The 18,715-nt window shown below is 73.1% G+C and carries 16 protein-coding genes; 9 read left to right on the top strand and 7 right to left on the bottom strand.

The window, feature by feature from the left end:
* Window positions 1-6 precede the first annotated feature (6 nt).
* The 3 genes from GA0070620_RS19460 to GA0070620_RS19450 all read left to right on the top strand — a co-directional run bounded on the left by GA0070620_RS19460 (window position 7) and on the right by GA0070620_RS19450 (window position 3,307).
* Entirely contained in the window at window positions 7-2,265 is a 2,259-nt protein-coding gene (locus tag GA0070620_RS19460) for a heavy metal translocating P-type ATPase (protein ID WP_091592929.1), read from the top strand.
* A gap of 203 nt (window positions 2,266-2,468) precedes the next feature.
* Window positions 2,469-2,642, top strand: coding sequence for a CsbD family protein (locus GA0070620_RS19455; protein WP_091592926.1), 174 nt, complete (start codon window positions 2,469-2,471; stop codon window positions 2,640-2,642).
* A gap of 158 nt (window positions 2,643-2,800) precedes the next feature.
* Window positions 2,801-3,307, top strand: a complete 507-nt coding sequence (locus GA0070620_RS19450) for a hypothetical protein (protein WP_157741673.1) — start codon at window positions 2,801-2,803, stop codon at window positions 3,305-3,307.
* A 107-nt stretch (window positions 3,308-3,414) separates the two neighbouring features.
* Here the strand turns inward: GA0070620_RS19450 and GA0070620_RS19445 are convergent, their stop codons facing one another.
* The 5 genes from GA0070620_RS19445 to GA0070620_RS19425 form a co-directional block, all read right to left on the bottom strand.
* Window positions 3,415-4,662 carry an RNA polymerase sigma factor gene (locus tag GA0070620_RS19445; RefSeq protein ID WP_091592923.1) on the bottom strand — a complete coding sequence of 416 codons (1,248 nt, stop codon included), beginning with the start codon at window positions 4,660-4,662 and terminating at the stop codon, window positions 3,415-3,417.
* Window positions 4,659-5,015, bottom strand: coding sequence for a YciI family protein (locus GA0070620_RS19440; protein WP_231922443.1), 357 nt, complete (start codon window positions 5,013-5,015; stop codon window positions 4,659-4,661). The genes GA0070620_RS19445 and GA0070620_RS19440 overlap by 4 nt, the downstream gene beginning before the upstream one ends.
* Before the next feature lie 138 nt (window positions 5,016-5,153).
* Entirely contained in the window at window positions 5,154-6,407 is a 1,254-nt protein-coding gene (locus GA0070620_RS19435; RefSeq protein WP_091592920.1) for a DUF2786 domain-containing protein, read from the bottom strand.
* Window positions 6,408-6,514: 107 nt separating this feature from the next.
* Window positions 6,515-7,225, bottom strand: coding sequence for a response regulator (locus GA0070620_RS19430; RefSeq protein WP_091592918.1), 711 nt, complete (start codon window positions 7,223-7,225; stop codon window positions 6,515-6,517).
* A complete protein-coding gene (locus tag GA0070620_RS19425; protein WP_091592916.1) occupies window positions 7,222-8,811 on the bottom strand; it encodes a sensor histidine kinase in 1,590 nt (529 codons plus the stop codon). The genes GA0070620_RS19430 and GA0070620_RS19425 overlap by 4 nt, the downstream gene beginning before the upstream one ends.
* Before the next feature lie 108 nt (window positions 8,812-8,919).
* On the opposite strand from GA0070620_RS19425, the gene GA0070620_RS19420 reads away from it, so the two are divergent.
* Window positions 8,920-10,314: a cation:dicarboxylate symporter family transporter gene (locus GA0070620_RS19420; RefSeq protein ID WP_091592914.1), complete on the top strand. Its 1,395-nt coding sequence runs from the start codon at window positions 8,920-8,922 to the stop codon at window positions 10,312-10,314.
* Between the two features lie 79 nt (window positions 10,315-10,393).
* Here GA0070620_RS19420 and GA0070620_RS19415 read toward each other — a convergent pair whose 3' ends face one another.
* Both GA0070620_RS19415 and GA0070620_RS19410 read right to left on the bottom strand, forming a co-directional pair.
* On the bottom strand, window positions 10,394-11,500 hold the full coding sequence (locus GA0070620_RS19415) for a CaiB/BaiF CoA transferase family protein (RefSeq protein ID WP_091592912.1): 1,107 nt from the start codon (window positions 11,498-11,500) through the stop codon (window positions 10,394-10,396).
* Window positions 11,490-12,650, bottom strand: coding sequence for an acyl-CoA dehydrogenase family protein (locus GA0070620_RS19410; RefSeq protein WP_091592911.1), 1,161 nt, complete (start codon window positions 12,648-12,650; stop codon window positions 11,490-11,492). Before GA0070620_RS19410 ends, GA0070620_RS19415 begins: the two co-directional genes overlap by 11 nt.
* A 314-nt stretch (window positions 12,651-12,964) precedes the next feature.
* Between GA0070620_RS19410 and GA0070620_RS32750 the strand changes: the two genes are divergently transcribed.
* The 5 genes from GA0070620_RS32750 to GA0070620_RS19385 all read left to right on the top strand — a co-directional run bounded on the left by GA0070620_RS32750 (window position 12,965) and on the right by GA0070620_RS19385 (window position 18,630).
* Window positions 12,965-13,483: a hypothetical protein gene (locus GA0070620_RS32750; protein ID WP_157741672.1), complete on the top strand. Its 519-nt coding sequence runs from the start codon at window positions 12,965-12,967 to the stop codon at window positions 13,481-13,483.
* Between the two features lie 308 nt (window positions 13,484-13,791).
* Entirely contained in the window at window positions 13,792-13,881 is a 90-nt protein-coding gene (gene kdpF, locus GA0070620_RS19400) for a K(+)-transporting ATPase subunit F (protein WP_091592907.1), read from the top strand.
* Window positions 13,881-15,536: a potassium-transporting ATPase subunit KdpA gene (gene kdpA, locus GA0070620_RS19395; protein WP_091592905.1), complete on the top strand. Its 1,656-nt coding sequence runs from the start codon at window positions 13,881-13,883 to the stop codon at window positions 15,534-15,536. Before kdpF ends, kdpA begins: the two co-directional genes overlap by 1 nt.
* A gap of 20 nt (window positions 15,537-15,556) precedes the next feature.
* Entirely contained in the window at window positions 15,557-17,749 is a 2,193-nt protein-coding gene (gene kdpB / locus GA0070620_RS19390) for a potassium-transporting ATPase subunit KdpB (protein WP_091592903.1), read from the top strand.
* Window positions 17,749-18,630, top strand: coding sequence for a potassium-transporting ATPase subunit C (locus tag GA0070620_RS19385; protein WP_091592901.1), 882 nt, complete (start codon window positions 17,749-17,751; stop codon window positions 18,628-18,630). The genes kdpB and GA0070620_RS19385 overlap by 1 nt, the downstream gene beginning before the upstream one ends.
* Window positions 18,631-18,715: the final 85 nt, after the last annotated feature.

Genomic DNA, 18,715 nt, shown 5'->3' with positions numbered 1-18,715 from the left:
CTCCCGATGACCAGCACCCGCAGCACTCCGCTGCCGACCGCCCCGAACCAGATCGAGCTTGCCATCGGTGGGATGACCTGCGCATCCTGCGCCGCCCGCATCGAGAAGAAGCTGAACCGGATGGAGGGCGTGTCGGCCACGGTCAACTACGCGACCGAGAAGGCCACCGTCCGGTACGCCGACGACGTCACGCCCGACGACCTGATCGCCACCGTGCAGAAGACCGGCTACACGGCCGAGCTGCCGCCCCCGCCCAACCCGGCCGGCGCACCCGCCCCGGCCGAGCCGGTGGACGAGCTCCGCGGGCTGCGTACGCGTCTGTGGGCGTCCGTCGCGCTGAGCGTGCCGGTGATCCTGTTGGCCATGGTGCCGGCCTGGCAGTTCGACTACTGGCAGTGGCTGTCGCTGACCCTGGCCGCCCCGGTCGTGGTCTGGGGCGGCCTGCCGTTCCACCGGGCCGCGCTGATCAACCTGCGGCACGGCGCGGCGACCATGGACACCCTGGTTTCGGTCGGCACCCTCGCCGCGTTCGGCTGGTCCCTCTGGGCGCTGTTCCTCGGCGACGCCGGGATGCCCGGCATGACGCACCCGTTCCGGTTCGACATCACCCGCTCCGACGGCGCCGGCAACATCTACCTGGAGGCCGCCGCCGGGGTGACCGTGTTCATCCTCGCCGGCCGGTACTTCGAGGCCCGGTCGAAGCGCACCGCCGGCGCGGCGCTGCGGGCCCTGCTCGAACTCGGCGCCCGCGACGTCGCCGTGCTCCGCGCCGGGGTCGAGACCCGCATCCCGGTGGACCAACTCGCCGTCGGGGACCGGTTCGTGGTGCGGCCCGGCGAGAAGATCGCCACCGACGGCGTGGTCGACGAGGGCACGTCGGCGGTCGACGCGAGCATGCTCACCGGGGAGTCCGTCCCGGTCGAGGTCCGGCCCGGCGACGCCGTGGTCGGCGCGACGGTCAACGCGGGCGGCCGCCTGGTGGTCACCGCGACCCGGGTCGGCGCCGACACCCAACTGGCCCAGATGGCCCGGCTGGTCGAGGAGGCGCAGAGCGGCAAGGCGGCCGTGCAGCGGCTCGCCGACCGGATCTCCGGCGTCTTCGTCCCGATCGTGATCGCGCTGGCCGTCGGCACCCTCGGCTGGTGGCTCGGCACCGGCGCCGGGCCGACCGCTGCGTTCACCGCCGCCGTCGCCGTCCTGATCATCGCCTGCCCCTGCGCGCTCGGGCTGGCCACCCCGACCGCCCTGCTGGTCGGCACCGGCCGCGGCGCCCAGCTCGGCGTGCTCATCAAGGGGCCCGAGGCGCTGGAGAACACCCGGCGCGTCGACACCGTCGTGCTCGACAAGACCGGCACGGTGACCACCGGTCGGATGACGCTGGTGGACGTGCTGCCCGACGAGGGCACCGACGCCGACGAGCTGCTCCGGGTTGCCGGGGCGCTGGAGGCCGCGTCCGAGCACCCGATCGCCCGCGCGGTGGCCACCGGCGCCGCCGAGGTAGGTGCCCTGCCGCCCGTCACCGGCTTCGCCAACGTCGAAGGGCTCGGCGTCAGCGGCGCCGTGGAGGGCCGCGAGGTGCTCGTCGGCCGGCTCCGGCTGCTGCGCGAGCGGGGACTCGTCGTACCGCCGGGGGTGGAACGGGCGGCGACCGACGCGGAGGCCGCCGGCCGGACGGCGGTCCTCGCCGGCTGGGACGGGCAGGCCCGGGGCGTCCTCGCGGTCGCCGACGTGGTCAAGCCCACCAGCCGGGACGCCGTGGCCCGGCTGCGCGACCTCGGGCTGCGCCCGGTGCTGCTGACCGGCGACAACGCCACGGTCGCCCGGGCGGTGGCCGCCGAGGTCGGCATCACCGAGGTGATCGCCGAGGTGTTGCCGGCCGACAAGGTCGACGTCGTGGCGCGGCTCCAGGCCGAGGGGCGGACGGTCGCCATGGTCGGCGACGGGGTCAACGACGCGGCGGCGCTCGCCCGGGCCGACCTGGGGCTGGCCATGGGCACCGGCACCGACGTGGCGATCGAGGCGTCCGACCTGACGCTCGTGCGGGACGACCTGACGGCCGCCGTCGACGCCATCCGGCTCGCCCGGCGCACGCTGGGCACCATCCGGGGCAACCTGGTATGGGCGTTCGGCTATAACGTGGCGGCCCTGCCGCTGGCCGCCGCCGGGCTGCTCAACCCGATGATCGCCGGCGCCACGATGGCCCTCTCCTCGGTCTTCGTGGTGGCCAACAGCCTCCGCCTCCGCCGCTTCCGCCCAACCCGCTGACCCGCTGTCGCAGCTCGCGATCTTGCACTTTGCGCCCGGACGCAATGGGCATTCCGCCCGCGCTGTGGGCCGAAAGTGCAAGATCGCGGGCGGGGCTGGGCGGGGTGAGGGCTGGGCGGGGTGGGGGCTGGGCGGGGTGGGTTGGTTGGCGGGATCTCGGGGTATTGCTGCTGCGTAGCGACGCTTCGGACTGGAGGATCGTCATGGGCATGGATGACAAGATCAGCAACGCGACCGAGGACGCGGCGGGCAAGGTGAAGGAGCACGCCGGTCGGGCCACTGACGACGAGCGTCTGGAGGCCGAGGGCCGCAACGACCAGACCAAGGCCAACCTCAAGCAGGCCGGTGAGAAGGTCAAGGACGCCTTCAAGAGCTGACCCGTCGCGTACGCGCGCCAGGCCGGTGACGCCGGCCCGGCGCGCGTACGCGTGTCCCCGCCTCGGGCCGGATCGTTGACCGGGACGAGGTGTCCCCGTCCGTGTGCCGCCACCACGACCGTCCCCCGTGGACGGCCGACCTGGAACGGGAGAGCACGATGTTCCCACCCATCGTGACCGGCCGGCGAGCCGTCGGCGCAGTCGTCCTGACGGCCCTGCTCGCCGGCTGTCAGTCGCCCGGCGCGGACACCGGCACGCCGGACGCCACGGCCACCGCGACGGCGCCCGCCACCGTCCCGCCCGCCCCGTCGCCGAGCAGCGCCAGCCCTTCACCGTTCACCGCCGCCAACACCGTGGCCGTCTGCCAGGCCGTCGACCGGCTCATCATCGCCACCAGCAAGGAGATCGCCGCGGACTCGGCCAAGGCCACCGAACGCGAGTTGACCGCCGAGCAGATCGCCGAGGAGCTCCGGGCCGACCTCGCCGAGCTGGCCGACCAGGTGCGCGCCGAGGCCGGACGGGCCGAGGACCCCCGCATCGAGGCACTGGTCGCGGACACCGCGGACCGCATCGACGCCGGCTCCCGCGCGAAACGGCCCACCACCTGGATGGCCGACACGTACACCCGGATCCCCACCACCCTGATGCGCGACTGCCGCCCCTAGGCGGTCCGCGCCGGCCGCCTGGCGCGGGTCGGTCGATCACGCAGTTGTGGCGGTGAACATGAGCGACATGTCGAACCATCAGGCACCACAACTGCATGATCGTCGGGTCAGGGCGGGGTTAGGCGGGTTGCTCGTCGTTCCAGGTAGCGGCGCTCGGGAAGGCTGGTGGTGGCGCGGGCCGCGGCCAGGTACGCCTCCCGCGCCGGACCCGGCTCGCCGGCCAGCTCCAGCAGGTGGGCGCGGACGGCGTCGACCCGGTGGTGCCCGGCGACGCGCTCGTCCTCGGCCAGCGGTGCGAGCAGGGCGAGCCCGGCACGCGGACCGTCCACCATGGCCACGGCGACGGCCTGGTTCAGGGTGACCATCGGGTTCGGGGCGATCCGGGCGAGCAGCCGGTAGAGCGCGACGATCTGCGGCCAGTCGGTCTCGGCGGCGGTCGGTGCCTCGGCGTGCACGGCGGCGATGGCCGCCTGCACCTGGTAGGGCCCGGGCGGTGACCAGGTCAGCGCCTCGGTGACCAGGGCGATCCCCTCGGCGATGGCGGCCCGATCCCACTTGTCCCGGTCCTGCTCGGCCAGCGGCACCAGCTCGCCGGCCGGGCCGACCCGGGCGGCCCGGTGCGCGTCGGTGAGCAGCATGAGCGCGAGCAGGCCGGTCACCTCGCCGTCGTCGGGCAGCAGCCCGTGCAGCATCCGGGCCAGCCGGATCGCCTCGCCGGTCAGCTCGGTCCGGTGCAGGTCCGGCCCGCTCGACGCCGTGTAGCCCTCGTTGAAGATCAGGTACAGCACCTGGAGCACGGCGCCCAGCCGGTCGTCCCGCTCGGCGGCCGACGGCATCGTGAACCGCGCCCCGGTCGCCTCGATCCGCTGCTTGGCCCGGCGGATGCGCTGGCTCATCGTCGCCTCCGGCACCAGGTAGGCCCGGGCGATCTGCGCGGTGCTGAGGCCGCCGACCGCGCGCAGGGTCAGCGCCACCTGCCCCGACCGGGGCAGCGCCGGGTGGCAGCAGAGGAACAGCAGGCGCAGGGTGTCGTCGCCGGTCGGCGGCTCCGCGTCGGCGGGCGGGGCGACCGCGGCGTACGCCGGCTCGCGGACGGCCACCGCGACCTCGCGGTCCCGCCGGGCGCGCTCGCTGCGCCACTCGTCGGTGAGCCGGCGGGTGGCGACGGTCAGCAGCCAGCCGCGGGGGTTCTCCGGCACACCCTGCTCCGGCCACTGGAGAGCGGCGGCGAGCAGCGCCTCCTGGACCGCGTCCTCGCACCGGTCGAACTGGCCGTGCCGGCGGACGAGCAGGCCGAGGACCTGCGGCGCGAGGGTGCGCAGCAGGTCCTCGACCCGACCCGACCCGCTGGTCACATCTCCGTCCCGGCCTCGTCCATGATCGGGCGGACCTCCATGACGCCGCCGTAGCGCACGTCCGGCCAGCGGGCCGCGATCTCGGCGGCCCGCTCCGGACTGTCACAGTCCACGGCCAGGTAGCCGGCGAACTGCTCCTTGCTCTCCATGAACGGCCCGTCGACGACCTCCGGGTGCCCGCCGGCGAGCCGGACCGTACGCGTCTGCGACGGGTCGGCCAGCGCCTGCCCGCCCACCAGCTCACCGGACTCGGACAGCTCCTTCATGATCTGGTCGACCTCGCCGAAGAGCGCGACCCGGTCCCGCTCCGACAGCTCCTCGACGAAACCGGGCCGGTTCCAGATCAACAGCATGTACTTCACGATCTGCTCCTCGCGTCCTGGCCGCACCCCGTTGTCGGTGCGGTGTCACCGAGGGGTCGGAGCCGACACCCCGTTCCCTACATCCGTACCGAAGAAAATCCCAGAAGTGCGGCGACCACGCCGGGCGGGTCAGCGTTGGCGGCGTCCGCGGCCGCCGACCTGCCGGGTCGGGCGGGTGCCGCCGACGTCCAGTGACGCCCGGTCGGCGGCCGACGTGCCCGAGGCCCAGCCCTCCGCGTCGCGGACGGTCAGTCGCGCCCGGGTAACCCCCGGGAACAGGTTGTCCAGCCGTTCCTTGACCGCCTCGCCCCGGGCGGCGAGCACCGGCAGCAGGCGCTCCGCGCCCGCCTCCTGCGCCGCCTGCGCGTTCACCGCCGCGCTGGCCGCCCGCAGCCGCTCCCCGATGCGCAGCGCGAACGCGTGCAGGAACGCCTCGTCGTACCCCTTGGTGCGCCGCCCCGCGGAGGTTGCCCGGCGCTCGTTCCGGCCGCGCAGCATCGCGCCGGTGGCCTGCACCAGCAGCGAGGTGTAGAGCAGCTCGACGGCCGCCAGGTCGGCCGGCCAGCCGAGCACGGTGGCGAAGCCCAGGTCGTCGGACCAGACCGACTCGCAGCCGTTGGCCCCGGCGACCTCCTGCACCAGGAGCGCCTTCGCGCCCGCGTACGGCTGGTCGGTGCCGAGCCGCACCCCGCCGGGCAGGTCGGCACGCGGCGTCTCGGCCGCGAGCAGCGCCGCGTCGACGCTGTGCCGGGCGATCAGCTCCTGTGCCTTGCCGGTGAGCGCCTCGGCCTCGGCCGGGAAGGTCGTCGACTCGGCCTTGGCGAGCAGTGCCCGAACGCGGTCCAGGATCCGCGACCCGCTGCGGCCGACCGGCCCGCTCGCGACGCTCTGCGCCGATCCGGGTGGCGGGCGGAGCACGGCGATCGGGGGCAGGGACTCCACCAGCGCCAGCGCCTCGACGGCCTCGCGCAGCGCGGCGATCCGGTCGGTCCCCTCGCGGGTGGCCCAGCCCGTGAGATGCCGGGCGTCGTCGTCCCACCAGACCCGCGCGTCCAGGTCGCGCAGCTGGTCGTCCCACCAGGCGGGGACCGGGTCCGGCTGGCCGCGTCGCTGGGCGGCCACCGCGTCGCGCAGCAGCCGGGCGGCACGGGGGCCGAGCCGCCGGCTCGCGATGCGGTCCAGGTCTACCGGCTGCCAGCCCCGGGGCCAGAGTCGGCCGACGGCGGCGGCCAGGCGACGCAGCAGCGCCGCGTCCACGGCCGCCGCGCCGTCGGCGGCGCCGGTGCCGACGACGAGCCGGTCCAGCTGCCGCTCCGCGAGGCGTACGTCGTTGCCACGGGACGCCGCCACCGCGTCGGTGATGAGTTCCTCGGCGTCCGGCACGGCCGCGCCCCTCCTCGCTCCTCCGGCGGTTCCGATGCCGCCACCAGCCATGATCATGCCGCTCCGGGTCGCCGTGCCCGGGAACGGGGATGTTTCCGGTCCTCCCGTCAGGTCGGGCGGTACTCGACCTCCGGGCGGCCCGGCGTGCCGTAGCGGGGCGTGCGGGTGACCCGGCCGGTCTCGACCAGGTGCTCCAGGTAGCGGCGGGCGGTTACCCGGGACGTTCCGGTGTGCTCGGCCACCTCCGACGCGGAGAGCCCCGGCCGCCGGCGCAGCACGTCGAGCACCAGATCGAGGGTCTGCGCGCCGAGCCCCTTGGGCAGGGTGTCCGGCGCGGTGCCCCGCAGCGTGGCGAACATCCGGTCGACCTCGTGCTGGGCGGCGACCGCCCCGCCCGCCGACGTCTGCCGCCGATATTCCGCGTAGCGCTCCAACTTGTCCCGGAAGGCCGCGAAGGTGAACGGCTTCAGCAGATAGTGGGTCACCCCGAGGGCCACCGCCGCGCGGACGACCGCGAGGTCCCGGGCCGAGGTCACCGCGAGCACGTCGGCGGCGCTTCCCGCGGCCCGCATCGAGCGGCAGACGTCCAGCCCGTGCACGTCGGGCAGGTGGAAGTCGAGCAGCACCAGGTCGACGGCGTCCGCCCCGGTGCGGCGCAGCACCCGCATGGCCTCCCGGGCGTCGTGCGCCACCCCGACCACCCGGAAACCCGGCACCCGCTCGGTGTACGCGCGGTGCGCCTCCGCGATCAGCTCCTCGTCCTCGACGACGAGCACCCGGATGTCGCCGAGGCGGGGCTCCCCACCGTGTTCGCTCATGTCGGCTGCTCCACGGGCACCGGCAGCCGGACCCGGAACACCGTCCCGCCGTCCGGTCCGGCGGCCACCTCGTGCCGGCCGTCGTGGCGGGCCAGCACCTGGCCGACCAGGGCGAGCCCGAGCCCTCGGCCGCTGGACTTGGTGGACCAGCCGCGCCGGAACGCGTCCGCCACCCGCTCGGCCGGGAGCCCGGAGCCGCTGTCGGTCACCTCGACCAGCACCTCGCCGGGCGACTCGGCCACGTACACCCGGACGCGGCGGGGCGGCTCCCCGGCGGCGACGGCCTCCAACGCGTTGTCGACCAGGTTGCCGACGACGGTGAGCAGGTCGCCGGCGGGCAGGGTGCCGACGTCGAGGCGGGACGCCGGGTCGACGGTCAGCTCCACGCCGCGCTCGGCGGCCTGGGCCGACTTGCCGAGCAGCAGCGCGGCCAGCGCCGGCTCGGTGATCGCGCCGACGACCCGGTCGGTGAGTTGCTGCGCCAGCGCCAGCTCCTCGGTGGCCAGCCGGACCGCCTCCTCGGTGCGTCCCAGCTCGACCAGGGTGAGCACGGTGTGCAGCCGGTTCGCGGCCTCGTGCGCCTGTGACCGCAGCGCCTCGGTGAGCCCGCGTACCGAGTCGAGTTCGCTGGTCAGCGCACGCAGATCGGTGTGGTCGCGCAGGGTCAGCACGGTGCCGAGGGACGGTCCGCCGGTACCGGTCGGCCGGAGGTTGGCGACCAACGCGCGGTCGGCGGTGAGGATCAGCTCGTCCCGGGCCGCCTGACCGGACATGATCAGCTCGGTCAGCGCGGGCGGCAGGTCGACGTCGGTCACCGGCCGGTCCACGACCGGCGCGTCGAGGGGCAGGCCGAGCAGACGACGGCCCTCGTCGTTGACCAGCCCGATCCGGCGGTCCGGACCGATCACCACCAGACCCTCGCCGACCGAGTGCAGCACCGCGTCGTAGTACTCGTACATGCGGGTCATCTGGGCCGGGCCGAGGCCGTGGGTCTGCCGGCGCAGCCGCCGGCTCAGCAGCCAGGAGCCGGCGCCGGCCAGGGCCAGCGCGGCGGCGGTGGCGACGAGCAGGATGGGCGACTTGCGGATCAGCTCCCGGTTGATCGCCTCGGTGGTGATGCCGACGGACACCAGACCGACGACCTGTCCGTCGGTGTCGCGTACGGGGACGACCGCCCGGACCGACTCGCCCAGGGTGCCGGTGTTGACCACGGTGAAGGGCTGCCCGGCGAGGGCCGGCCCGATCTCGCCGATGAACGGCCGGCCGATCTGGGCCGGGTCGGCGTGCGAGTAGCGGGTGCGATCCGGGGCCATCACCACCACGAAGTCGGTCCTCGTGGCGACGCGGATGGACTCGGCGTACGGCTGGAGGGTGGCCGCCGGGCGCGGGGTGGCCAGCGCGGCGACCACCTGCGGCGACCGGGCGACCGTCTCGGCGACCGCGAGGACCTCCTGGCGGGCCGCGTCCCGGGCGTCTGCGCGGGCGACCAGCGCCACGCCGAGGGTGGCGGCCGCCACGAGCAGCGTCACCACCACGACCTGGAGCGCGAACAGCTGTCCGGCGATGCTCCATTTCCGTCCGGTCATGTCTCCTCGTCGCGACGGGGGCGGGTCCTGTTTCGCCGGCACTTCAGGTCGGTGAACAGAATGAACGCAAGGCTGATTCCGGTTGAGACCTGGGCCACAGTCTCAGCCATGCAGACCCCCACCACCAGCACACCGGCCACGCGGCCCCGGCGGGACCGCACCCACTTCCTCTACCTCGCGGTGATCGTCGCCGTCGTCGCGGGCATCGTGCTCGGCTTCGTCGCCCCGGACGCGGCACAGGAGCTCAAGCCCCTGGGCACCGGCTTCGTCGCGCTGATCAAGATGATGATCAGCCCGGTCATCTTCTGCACCATCGTGCTCGGCGTCGGCTCCGTGCGCCAGGCCGCCAAGGTCGGCAAGGTCGGCGGCCTCGCGCTCGGCTACTTCCTGGTCATGTCGACCGTGGCGTTGGCCATCGGCCTGGTGGTCGGCAACGTGATCCACCCCGGCAGCGGCCTCCAGCTGAGCAACGAGCTGGCCGAGGCCGGTCAGAAGGCCGCCGGCGCGGAGAGCGAGGGGACGGTCGACTTCCTGCTCGGCATCATCCCGACCTCGCTGCTGTCCGCCCTGACCGGCGGTGAGGTGCTCCAGACTCTGCTGGTCGCCCTGCTGGTCGGCTTCGCCGTGCAGAGCATGGGCAGCCGGGGCGAGCCGGTGCTGCGGGCCGTCGGCACCATCCAGCGGCTGGTCTTCAAGGTCCTCACCATGATCATGTGGCTGGCCCCGATCGGCGCGTTCGGCGCGATCGCCGCCGTGGTCGGCGCGACCGGCATGGACGCGCTGAAGAGCCTGGCGCAGATCATGCTGGGCTTCTACGCCACCTGTCTGATCTTCGTGCTGGTGGTGCTCGGCGCGCTGCTCTGGCTGGTCGCCCGCGTCTCGATCTTCTCGCTGCTGCGGTACCTCGGTCGCGAGTTCCTGCTGATCGTGTCGACCTCGTCGTCGGAGTCGGCGCTGCCCCGGCTGATCGCGAAGATGGAGCACTTCGGCGTCAGCAAGCCGGTCGTCGGCATCACCGTCCCGACCGGCTACTCCTTCAACCTCGACGGCACCGCCATCTACCTGACCATGGCCTCGCTCTTCATTGCCTCGGCGATGGGCAACCCGCTGTCGGTCGGCGAGCAGATCTCGCTGCTCGTGTTCATGATCATCGCGTCGAAGGGCGCCGCCGGCATCACCGGTGCCGGTCTCGCCACCCTGGCCGGCGGCCTCCAGTCGCACCGGCCGGACCTGGTGGACGGCGTCGGGCTGATCGTCGGCATCGACCGGTTCATGTCGGAGGCCCGGGCGCTGACCAACTTCGCCGGCAACGCCGTCGCCACCGTCCTGATCGGCCGCTGGACCGGCGAGTTCGACCGGGAGCAGGCGCAGGCCGTGCTCTCCGGCCAGGCGCCGTTCGACGAGGCCACCATGCTCGACGAGCACGGCGACGGCCCGGACGCCCGGGAAGCCGCCGCCGAGCCCGGCGAGCCGGAGCCGGAGCGCACCCCGGTGCGCGCCTGAGTACGCGCGCCACACGCTCCTCCACGGATCTTGGTAGGAAGAGGCCCCTCCAGGGGCACTTTCCTACCAAGATCTCTTTCTACGGCCAGCTCGCGAGGATGTCCGCTATCGGCTCCAGCTCACTCGGCGGGGCTGGTGGTGCTGGTGGGGTGCGGGTGAAGCGGGGGGCCGGGGCGGGCTGGATCTCGCCGGCCACCTCGACGAACGTGCCCCGGGCCGCGTTGTGCGGGTGCCGGTGCGCCTCGGTGGGGGCGAGCACCGGCGCCACGCACGCGTCCAGGTCGGCGAAGACGGCCGTCCACTCGTCCCGCGTCCGCTCCGCGAACCGGTCGGTGAACCGGCGGCGCAGTTCGGGCCAGCCCGTCGGGTCGTACTGGGCCGGCAGGTCGGGGTCGTCGGCCAGCCCCAGGCCGGTGAGGAGAGCGGCGTAGAAGGCCGGCTCCAGGGCACCGACCGCCATGAACCCGCCGTCCGCGGTGCGGTACGTGTCGTAGAACGGCGCCCCGCCGTCGAGCAGGTTGCGCCCCCGCGGCGCCGACCACAGGCCGGTGCCGATCATCCCGTGCAGGAACGCGGTGAGCAGCGCGGAGCCGTCGACCATCGCGGCGTCCACCACCTGGCCGACGCCGGAGCGCTCACGTTCCAGCAGCGCGGCGAGCACCCCGACCGCGAGCAGCATCCCGCCGCCCGCGAAGTCGCCGATCAGGTTTCCCGGCGCGTACGGACGCTCCCCGGCCCGGCCCAGCGGCTCCAGGGCGCCGGCCACGGCGATGTAGTCGATGTCGTGGCCGGCCCGGGCGGCGAGCGGACCGTCCTGCCCCCAGCCCGTCATCCGGGCGTACACCAGGCGGGGGTTGCGGGCCGCGCAGGTCTCCGGTCCGAAGCCCAACCGCTCCGCGACCCCCGGCCGGTACGCCTCGACCAGGACGTCCGCCCGGTCGACCAGGCGCAGCAGGTCGGCCACCCCCTCGGGCGACTTCAGGTCCAGCGCGGTGACCCGCCGGCCACGTTGCAGGGGGCCGCCCGGCGGCGCCGCCAGCCGACCGGCGCCGGGGCCGTCGGGCCGGTCGACCCGCACCACGTCCGCGCCCAGGTCGGCGAGCACCATGCAGCCGAACGGGGCGGGCGCGAGGCTGGCCAGCTCGACCACCCGCACCCCGGCGAGCGGCCCGCCGTCAGAGGGCACGGGCGACCAGCTCCTTCATGATCTCGTTGGTGCCACCGTAGATCTTCTGGGCCCGGGCGTCGGCGTACATCCGGGCGATCGGGTACTCGGTGGTGTAGCCGTAGCCGCCGAACAGCTGCAGGCATCGGTCGACGACCTCGCACTGCCCCTCGGTCAGCCAGTACTTGGCCATCGCGGCGGTCGCCACGTCCAGCTCGCCGCGCGTGTGCCGGATGATGCAGTCGTCCAGGAAGACCCGCCCGGTGCGGGCCCGGGTCGCGCACTCGGCGAGCACCATCCGGGTGTTCTGGTGGCCGAGCAGCGGCTTGCCGAAGGCGGTGCGCTCCTTCGCGTACGCCACGGTCAGGTCGACGGCCCGTTCCATGGCGGCGACCGCGCCCACCGCGAGCACCAGCCGCTCCTGGGGCAGCTGCTGCATGAGCTGGACGAAGCCGAGCCCCTCGGCGTCGCCGAGCAGGTTGGCCGCCGGCACCCGCAGCCCGTCGAAGAACAGCTCGGCGGTGTCGTTGGCGTGCAGCCCGATCTTGGCGAGCAGCCGGCCGCGGCGGAAGCCCTCGGGATCGCCGCCGACCTCGCAGACCAGCAGGGAGATGCCGGCCGCCCGCTGCTCCGGATCGGTCTTGACGGCCACGATGACCAGATCGGCCAGGCCGCCGTTGCTGATGAACGTCTTGGCGCCGGTGACCAGGTAGTCGTCGCCGTCGCGCACGGCCCGGGTGCGCATCGCCTGCAGGTCGGAGCCACCGTCCGGCTCGGTCATCGCGATCGCGCCGACCAGTTCGCCGCTGCACAGCCCGGGCAGCCAACGCCGCTTCTGCTCCTCGCTGCCGTACGCGACCAGGTAGCCGGTGACGATGCCGCTGTGCACGGCCAGGCCGAGGCTGCTCTCACCGGTGTACGCCTGCTCCTGGAGCACCACCGTCTCGTGGGTGAAGCCGCCGCCCCCGCCGCCGTACTGCTCGGGAACGGAGAGGCCGAGCAGGCCCAGTTCGCCGGCGCGGCGGTAGTGCTCACGGTCCGGGTGCCCCTGGGCGGCCAACCGGTCGGCGTGCGGGAGCACCTCCTTCGTGAAGAAGGTGCGGGCGAGGTCCGCCAGGTCGTCGTGTTCGGGCTCGCGCCAGGGTGAGGGGGAGCGGTCGGGGGTCGCCATGGCCACCACGATCTCCGCCGGTTACCGGCGAGTCAACAGGCGCCGACCCGCCGGCCCGGCCCCCTACCCCTGACTCCCGTCGATCTTGCATCTTCGGCCGTCGATTCGTGAGCTTGGGCCGGAATGTCAGGGCAGCAGGTGCAAGATCGGCGCGTCGTCCCCACCGCAGGCCGAGGTGGCGCGTTATGCGCTCGTCAAGAATGTGCGTTCCGCCGTGATGGGTGCGTGAAAGCCGTCGACCGTGGCGGAGCGGCGGGGGTGGTATGGCGACGGACGGGCCCGGTGGGCGGGCTCACGTTCGGGGGAGGCCTGCCGTGGGCGTCGACCAGCATCGGGGAGTCGGGACGCGGGACGACGGGACCCCGACCGGGATCAGCGTCGCGGTCGGCGCGGTGCTGGTGGTCGGTGCGGCGCTGCTGGCGGCCCTGCTCTTTCCGCCGGACGAACTGCCCGGCCGGGCGCTCGTCGTCGCGATCGCGCTCGGTGGGTTCGCCCGCTTCGTGCCCGACCTGCGGGCCGTCGGCGCGGTGACCGTGCTGGGCGCGATGACCTTCGTCGGGTTCCTGGCGAACGAGTTCGGTGAACTCGTCGGCGCGCCGGCCTCCGCCTGGGCGTACCCGGCCGGGTTCGGGTTCGCCGCGGGCCTCGGGGCGGGCTACCGCCGCCTGCGGACGTACGCGGCGGCCCCCGGCCCGTCCCCCGCCCCGGCGCCGACCGCATCGGCACGGACCGCCCAGGCGCGGGCCGTCCAGGCGCCGACCGCCCCGGCCCGGCCGTTCCCGCCGACGGTGACCCCGTCGGACGGCGAACCGGGCCGCCGTCAGGCCGCCTGAGGTGCGACGACGGCGACCTCGACCGGCCGGGCGGCGACGTCCGGCCGGTCCGCTTCTGTGGGCCCTTTCACCTGATCGGGGGGGGCCGCGTGAAAAGCGCGTCAAGAAAGCGGAGGCGGCCGTCATGGTCGCGTTATGCGCCCTGTCGCCGCCCACCCACCGGCGCTTTGATTGCTCCGCGCGACCGGCAGGCGGTCGCGACGAACCTTTTCCGTACGAGGAGTCAGCGTGTCTGACGTGGTGTTCGTGGTCTTGACGGTGGCGCTGTTCGCGGCGCTCGCCCTGGTGGTGCGGGCGGTGGAGAAGCTGTGAGCGCGGTCAACGCCGTCGGTCTGGTGCTGGCGATCGGCCTGGGGATCTTCCTGGTCGTCGCCCTGCTCTTCCCGGAGCGCTTCTGATGACCATGACAACAGCCGGCGTCATCTTCGTCCTCTCGCTGGTGGCGGTGCTGGTCGCCGTCTACAAGCCGTTCGGCGACTACATGTACCGGGTGGTGTCCGGAGCCCGGCACTCCCGGGTCGAGCGCGGGATCTACCGCCTGGTCGGGGTCAACCCGGCCGGCGAGCAGACGTGGGGCGTGTACGCCCGCAGCGTGCTGGCCTTCTCGGCGGTCTCGATCCTCTTCCTCTACCTGTTCCAGCGTGTGCAGGACAAGCTGTGGCTCTCGCTGGGCTTCGGCCCGGTGGTGCCGCACGGCGCCTGGAACACCGCCGTGTCGTTCGTGACCAACACGAACTGGCAGTCGTACTCGGGTGAGTCGACCATGGGCCACCTGGTGCAGATGGCCGGTCTCGCGGTGCAGAACTTCGTGTCCGCGGCGGTCGGCATCGCGATCGCGGTCGCCCTGGTGCGGGGCTTCGCCCGCAGCCGTACGCAGCAGCTCGGCAACTTCTGGGTCGACCTGACCCGGATCACCCTGCGCATCCTGCTGCCGATCGCGGTACTCGCCGCGATCGCGCTGATGATCGGCGGCGCGGTGCAGAACCTCTCGGCCGGCACCGACGTCAGCACCTTGACCGGCGGGAGCCAGACGATCACCGGCGGGCCGGTGGCCAGCCAGGAGGCCATCAAGGAGCTGGGCACCAACGGTGGCGGCTTCTACAACGTCAACAGCGCCCACCCCTTCGAGAACCCGACGACGTGGACCAACTGGATCGAGATCTTCCTGATCCTCCTGATCCCGTTCAGCCTGCCGCGCGTCTTCGGCCGCATGGTCGGGCAGAACCGGCAGGGCTACGCGATCGCGGCCGTCATGGCCATCCTCGCGCTGGCCAGCATCACCCTGACCAACGTCTTCGAGCTGGCCGGGCACGGCACCGTGCCGCAGGCGGTCGGGGCGGCGCTGGAGGGCAAGGAGGTCCGCTTCGACGTGTCGAACTCGGCGACCTTCGCCGCGGCCACCACATTGACCTCGACCGGCGCGGTCAACTCCTTCCACGACTCGTTCACCCCGCTCGGCGGCATGATGCCGATCGTCAACATGATGCTCGGCGAGGTCGCGCCCGGTGGTGTCGGTGCGGGCCTCTACGGCCTGCTGATCCTCGCCGTGATCACGGTGTTCGTGGCCGGTCTGATGGTCGGTCGCACGCCGGAGTACCTGGGCAAGAAGATCGGGTCGCGGGAGATCAAGTTCGCCTCGATGTACTTCCTGATCACCCCGGCGCTGGTGCTGATCGGCACGGCCGCGGCGTTCGCCACCGGCAACAACGCGACCGCGTTGAACGTGGGCCCGCACGGGCTCTCCGAGGTCCTCTACGCGTTCACCTCGGCCAGCAACAACAACGGTTCGGCGTTCGCCGGCATCACGGTGAACACCACCTGGTGGGACACCGCACTCGGGCTGTGCATGCTGCTCGGCCGGTTCCTGCCGATCATCTTCGTGCTCGCCCTGGCCGGCTCGCTGGCCCGGCAGCAGCCCACCCCGGCGTCCGAGGGAACCCTGCCGACCCACCGTCCCCTGTTCATCGGGATGGTCGTCGGCGTCACGGTGGTCCTCGTCGCGCTGACCTTCCTGCCCGCACTCGCGCTCGGCCCGCTGGCTGAGGGGCTGTGAACTCCATGAGGAACGAGAACATGTCCGTCACGTCGGTGACATCCGGGGCCGGCGAACAGCCGACCGCGGGCACCCCGGCCACCCAGGGCAACCGGGTCGGTGGGGGCCTGCTCGACCCGAAGCAGCTGTTCCGGTCCCTGCCGGACGCGCTGCGCAAGCTCGACCCGCGTACGTTGTGGCGCAACCCGGTGATGCTGATCGTCGAGATCGGCGCCGTCTTCACCACCGTGCTCGCGGTCGCCGAGCCGTCCGTGTTCGCCTGGGCCATCACTGTCTGGCTCTGGCTCACCGTCCTCTTCGCCAACCTGGCCGAGGCCGTCGCGGAGGGCCGGGGCAAGGCCCAGGCGGCCAGCCTGCGCCAGGCGAAGCGGGACACCATCGCCACCCGCCTGATCGGCTGGGCGCCGGGCACGCCGGCGAACCGGTACCGGGACGAGGCGGTGCCCGCCCCGGAGCTGAAGCAGGGCGACATCGTCCTGGTCGAGGCCGGCGGCACCATCCCGGGTGACGGTGACGTCGTCGAGGGCATCGCCAGCGTCGACGAGTCGGCGATCACCGGCGAGTCCGCCCCGGTGATCCGGGAGTCCGGCGGTGACCGCAGCGCGGTCACCGGTGGCACCAAGGTGCTCTCCGACCGGATCGTCGTCAAGATCACCCAGAAGCCGGGGGAGAGCTTCATCGACCGGATGATCGCCCTGGTCGAGGGCGCCAACCGGCAGAAGACGCCGAACGAGATCGCGCTGAACATCCTGCTCGCCGCGCTCACGATCATCTTCCTGCTCGCGGTGGTCACCCTCCAGCCGCTGGCGATCTTCTCGAAGGGCTACCAGGCCGCCGCCGCGGACAGCGGCGCGATCACCGACAGCGGTGTCAGCGGCATCGTGCTGGTGTCCCTGCTGGTCTGCCTGATCCCCACCACCATCGGTGCGCTGCTGTCGGCGATCGGCATCGCCGGCATGGACCGCCTCGTGCAGCGCAACGTCCTCGCGGTGAGCGGCCGGGCCGTCGAGGCGGCCGGCGACGTGAACACGCTGCTGCTGGACAAGACCGGCACGATCACCCTGGGCAACCGGCAGGCCTCCGAGTTCATCCCGATCGACGGGGTGTCGGACGCGGAGATGGCCGACGCCGCCCAGCTCTCCAGCCTCGCCGACGAGACCCCGGAGGGGCGCTCGGTGGTGGTGCTCGCCAAGAACGAGTACGGGCTGCGTGAGCGTGAGGCCGGCGTCATGCCGCACGCCACCTTCGTGCCGTTCACGGCGGAGACCCGGATGAGCGGCGTGGACCTCGGTGCCGAAAGCGTCGACGGGGGCGTACGGCGGATCCGCAAGGGCGCCGCCTCGGCGGTGATGAAGTGGGTCCGGGAGAACGGTGGCCACCCCACCGCCCAGGTCGGCGGCCTGGTCGACGCGATCAGCGGCACCGGCGGCACCCCGCTGGTGGTGGCCGAGCACGTCGACGGCGAGCCGGCCCGCGCGCTCGGTGTCATCCACCTGAAGGACGTCGTCAAGTCCGGCATGCGCGAGCGGTTCGACGAGATGCGCCGGATGGGCATCCGGACCGTGATGATCACCGGTGACAACCCGCGTACGGCGAAGGCCATCGCGGAGGAGGCCGGCGTCGACGACTTCCTCGCGGAGGCCACGCCGGAGGACAAGCTCGCCCTGATCAAGAAGGAGCAGGAGGGCGGCCGGCTGGTCGCGATGACCGGTGACGGCACCAACGACGCACCGGCGCTCGCCCAGGCCGACGTCGGCGTGGCCATGAACACCGGCACGTCGGCCGCCAAGGAGGCCGGCAACATGGTCGACCTCGACTCCGACCCGACCAAGCTCATCGAGATCGTGGAGATCGGCAAGCAGTTGCTGATCACCCGCGGCTCGCTGACCACCTTCTCGATCGCCAACGACGTCGCGAAGTACTTCGCGATCATCCCGGCCATGTTCGCCGGCCTCTACCCGAGCCTGGACGCGCTGAACATCATGCGGCTCGCCAGCCCGGAGTCGGCGATCCTGTCCGCGGTCATCTTCAACGCGATCATCATCGTCGCGCTGATCCCGCTCGCCCTGCGCGGCGTGCGGTACCGGCCGGCGAGCGCGTCGAAGCTGCTCGGCCGCAACCTCTGGCTGTACGGCCTCGGCGGCCTCGTCGTGCCGTTCGTCGGCATCAAGCTCATCGACCTGCTCATCCAGTTCATCCCAGGGATCTCGTGATGCGCCTACCCACCTGGCTCGCCCAGCACCTCGCTGCCCTACGGGCCCTGCTCGTCTTCACCGTCCTGCTCGGCCTGGCCTACCCGCTCGCCCTGGTCGCCGTCGGTCAGATCCCCGGCCTCGCCGGCAAGGCGGACGGCTCCCTGACCACGGTCGACGGTCGGACGGTGGGCAGCAGCCTGATCGGCCAGTCCTTCACCGACGGTGACGGCAACCCGGTCACGCGCTACTTCCAGAGCCGTCCGTCCGCGGCCGGCGACGGTTACGACCCCATCGCCACCGCGGCCAGCAACCTCGGCCCGGAGAGCGTCGTGGACACCATCGCCACCGACCCGGAGGAATCCTCGCAGAGCCTGCTCACCCAGGTCTGCGAGCGCAGCAAGGCGGTCGGCGAGCTCAACGGCGTGGACGGCAGCCGGCCGTACTGCACCCCGGAGGGGGTCGGCGCGGTGCTCGCCGTGTTCCGCGCCGGTGGCCTCACCGGCCCGGTGACCCGGGTGGTGAGCGTCAACCAGGCCGCCCCGGCCACCCCGTTCATCACCACCTACCAGGGCGTGACCGTGGAGCCGGCCCAGCCGGGGCAGGACTACGTGGCCGAGGGTGGAATCATCACCCCGATCCGCGGCGACGCGCCCGCCGAGCCCGCGGTGCCCGCCGACGCGGTCACCGCCAGCGCCAGTGGCCTCGACCCGCACATCAGCCCGGCGTACGCCGAGTTGCAGGTCAACCGGGTCGCGCGCGAGCGCGGCGCCGACCCGGCGGCGGTCCGTCGCCTCGTCGAGGCGAACACCACCGGGCGGTCCCTCGGCTTCATGGGGGAGCCCGGGGTGAACGTCCTGGAGCTCAACCTGGCCCTGGACCGGGAGTTCCCGGCCCGCTGACCCACCCGACGCCCGGGGCGAGACCACCTGACCGGTGGTCTCGCCCCCTGCCGTCAGCGCCCACCGACGGGGACGCCGGCCCGTG

It is taken from the genome of Micromonospora krabiensis (genome assembly GCF_900091425.1).
Taxonomy (GTDB): Bacteria; Actinomycetota; Actinomycetes; order Mycobacteriales; family Micromonosporaceae; genus Micromonospora; species Micromonospora krabiensis.
Note: the sequence above shows the minus strand (reverse complement) of the source record. Positions and strands in the feature narration are given on the sequence as shown.

Coding starts and splice junctions, on each gene's coding strand:
- GA0070620_RS19455 (WP_091592926.1), top strand. CDS start 2,469: ATGGGCATGGATGACAAGATCAGCAACGCGACCGAGGACGCGGCGGGC.
- kdpA (WP_091592905.1), top strand. CDS start 13,881: ATGACCATGACAACAGCCGGCGTCATCTTCGTCCTCTCGCTGGTGGCG.
- GA0070620_RS19420 (WP_091592914.1), top strand. CDS start 8,920: ATGCAGACCCCCACCACCAGCACACCGGCCACGCGGCCCCGGCGGGAC.
- GA0070620_RS19430 (WP_091592918.1), bottom strand. CDS start 7,225: ATGAGCGAACACGGTGGGGAGCCCCGCCTCGGCGACATCCGGGTGCTC.
- GA0070620_RS19450 (WP_157741673.1), top strand. CDS start 2,801: ATGTTCCCACCCATCGTGACCGGCCGGCGAGCCGTCGGCGCAGTCGTC.
- GA0070620_RS19425 (WP_091592916.1), bottom strand. CDS start 8,811: ATGACCGGACGGAAATGGAGCATCGCCGGACAGCTGTTCGCGCTCCAG.
- GA0070620_RS19460 (WP_091592929.1), top strand. CDS start 7: ATGACCAGCACCCGCAGCACTCCGCTGCCGACCGCCCCGAACCAGATC.
- kdpB (WP_091592903.1), top strand. CDS start 15,557: ATGTCCGTCACGTCGGTGACATCCGGGGCCGGCGAACAGCCGACCGCG.
- GA0070620_RS19385 (WP_091592901.1), top strand. CDS start 17,749: ATGCGCCTACCCACCTGGCTCGCCCAGCACCTCGCTGCCCTACGGGCC.
- GA0070620_RS19410 (WP_091592911.1), bottom strand. CDS start 12,650: ATGGCGACCCCCGACCGCTCCCCCTCACCCTGGCGCGAGCCCGAACAC.
- GA0070620_RS19440 (WP_231922443.1), bottom strand. CDS start 5,015: ATGCTGTTGATCTGGAACCGGCCCGGTTTCGTCGAGGAGCTGTCGGAG.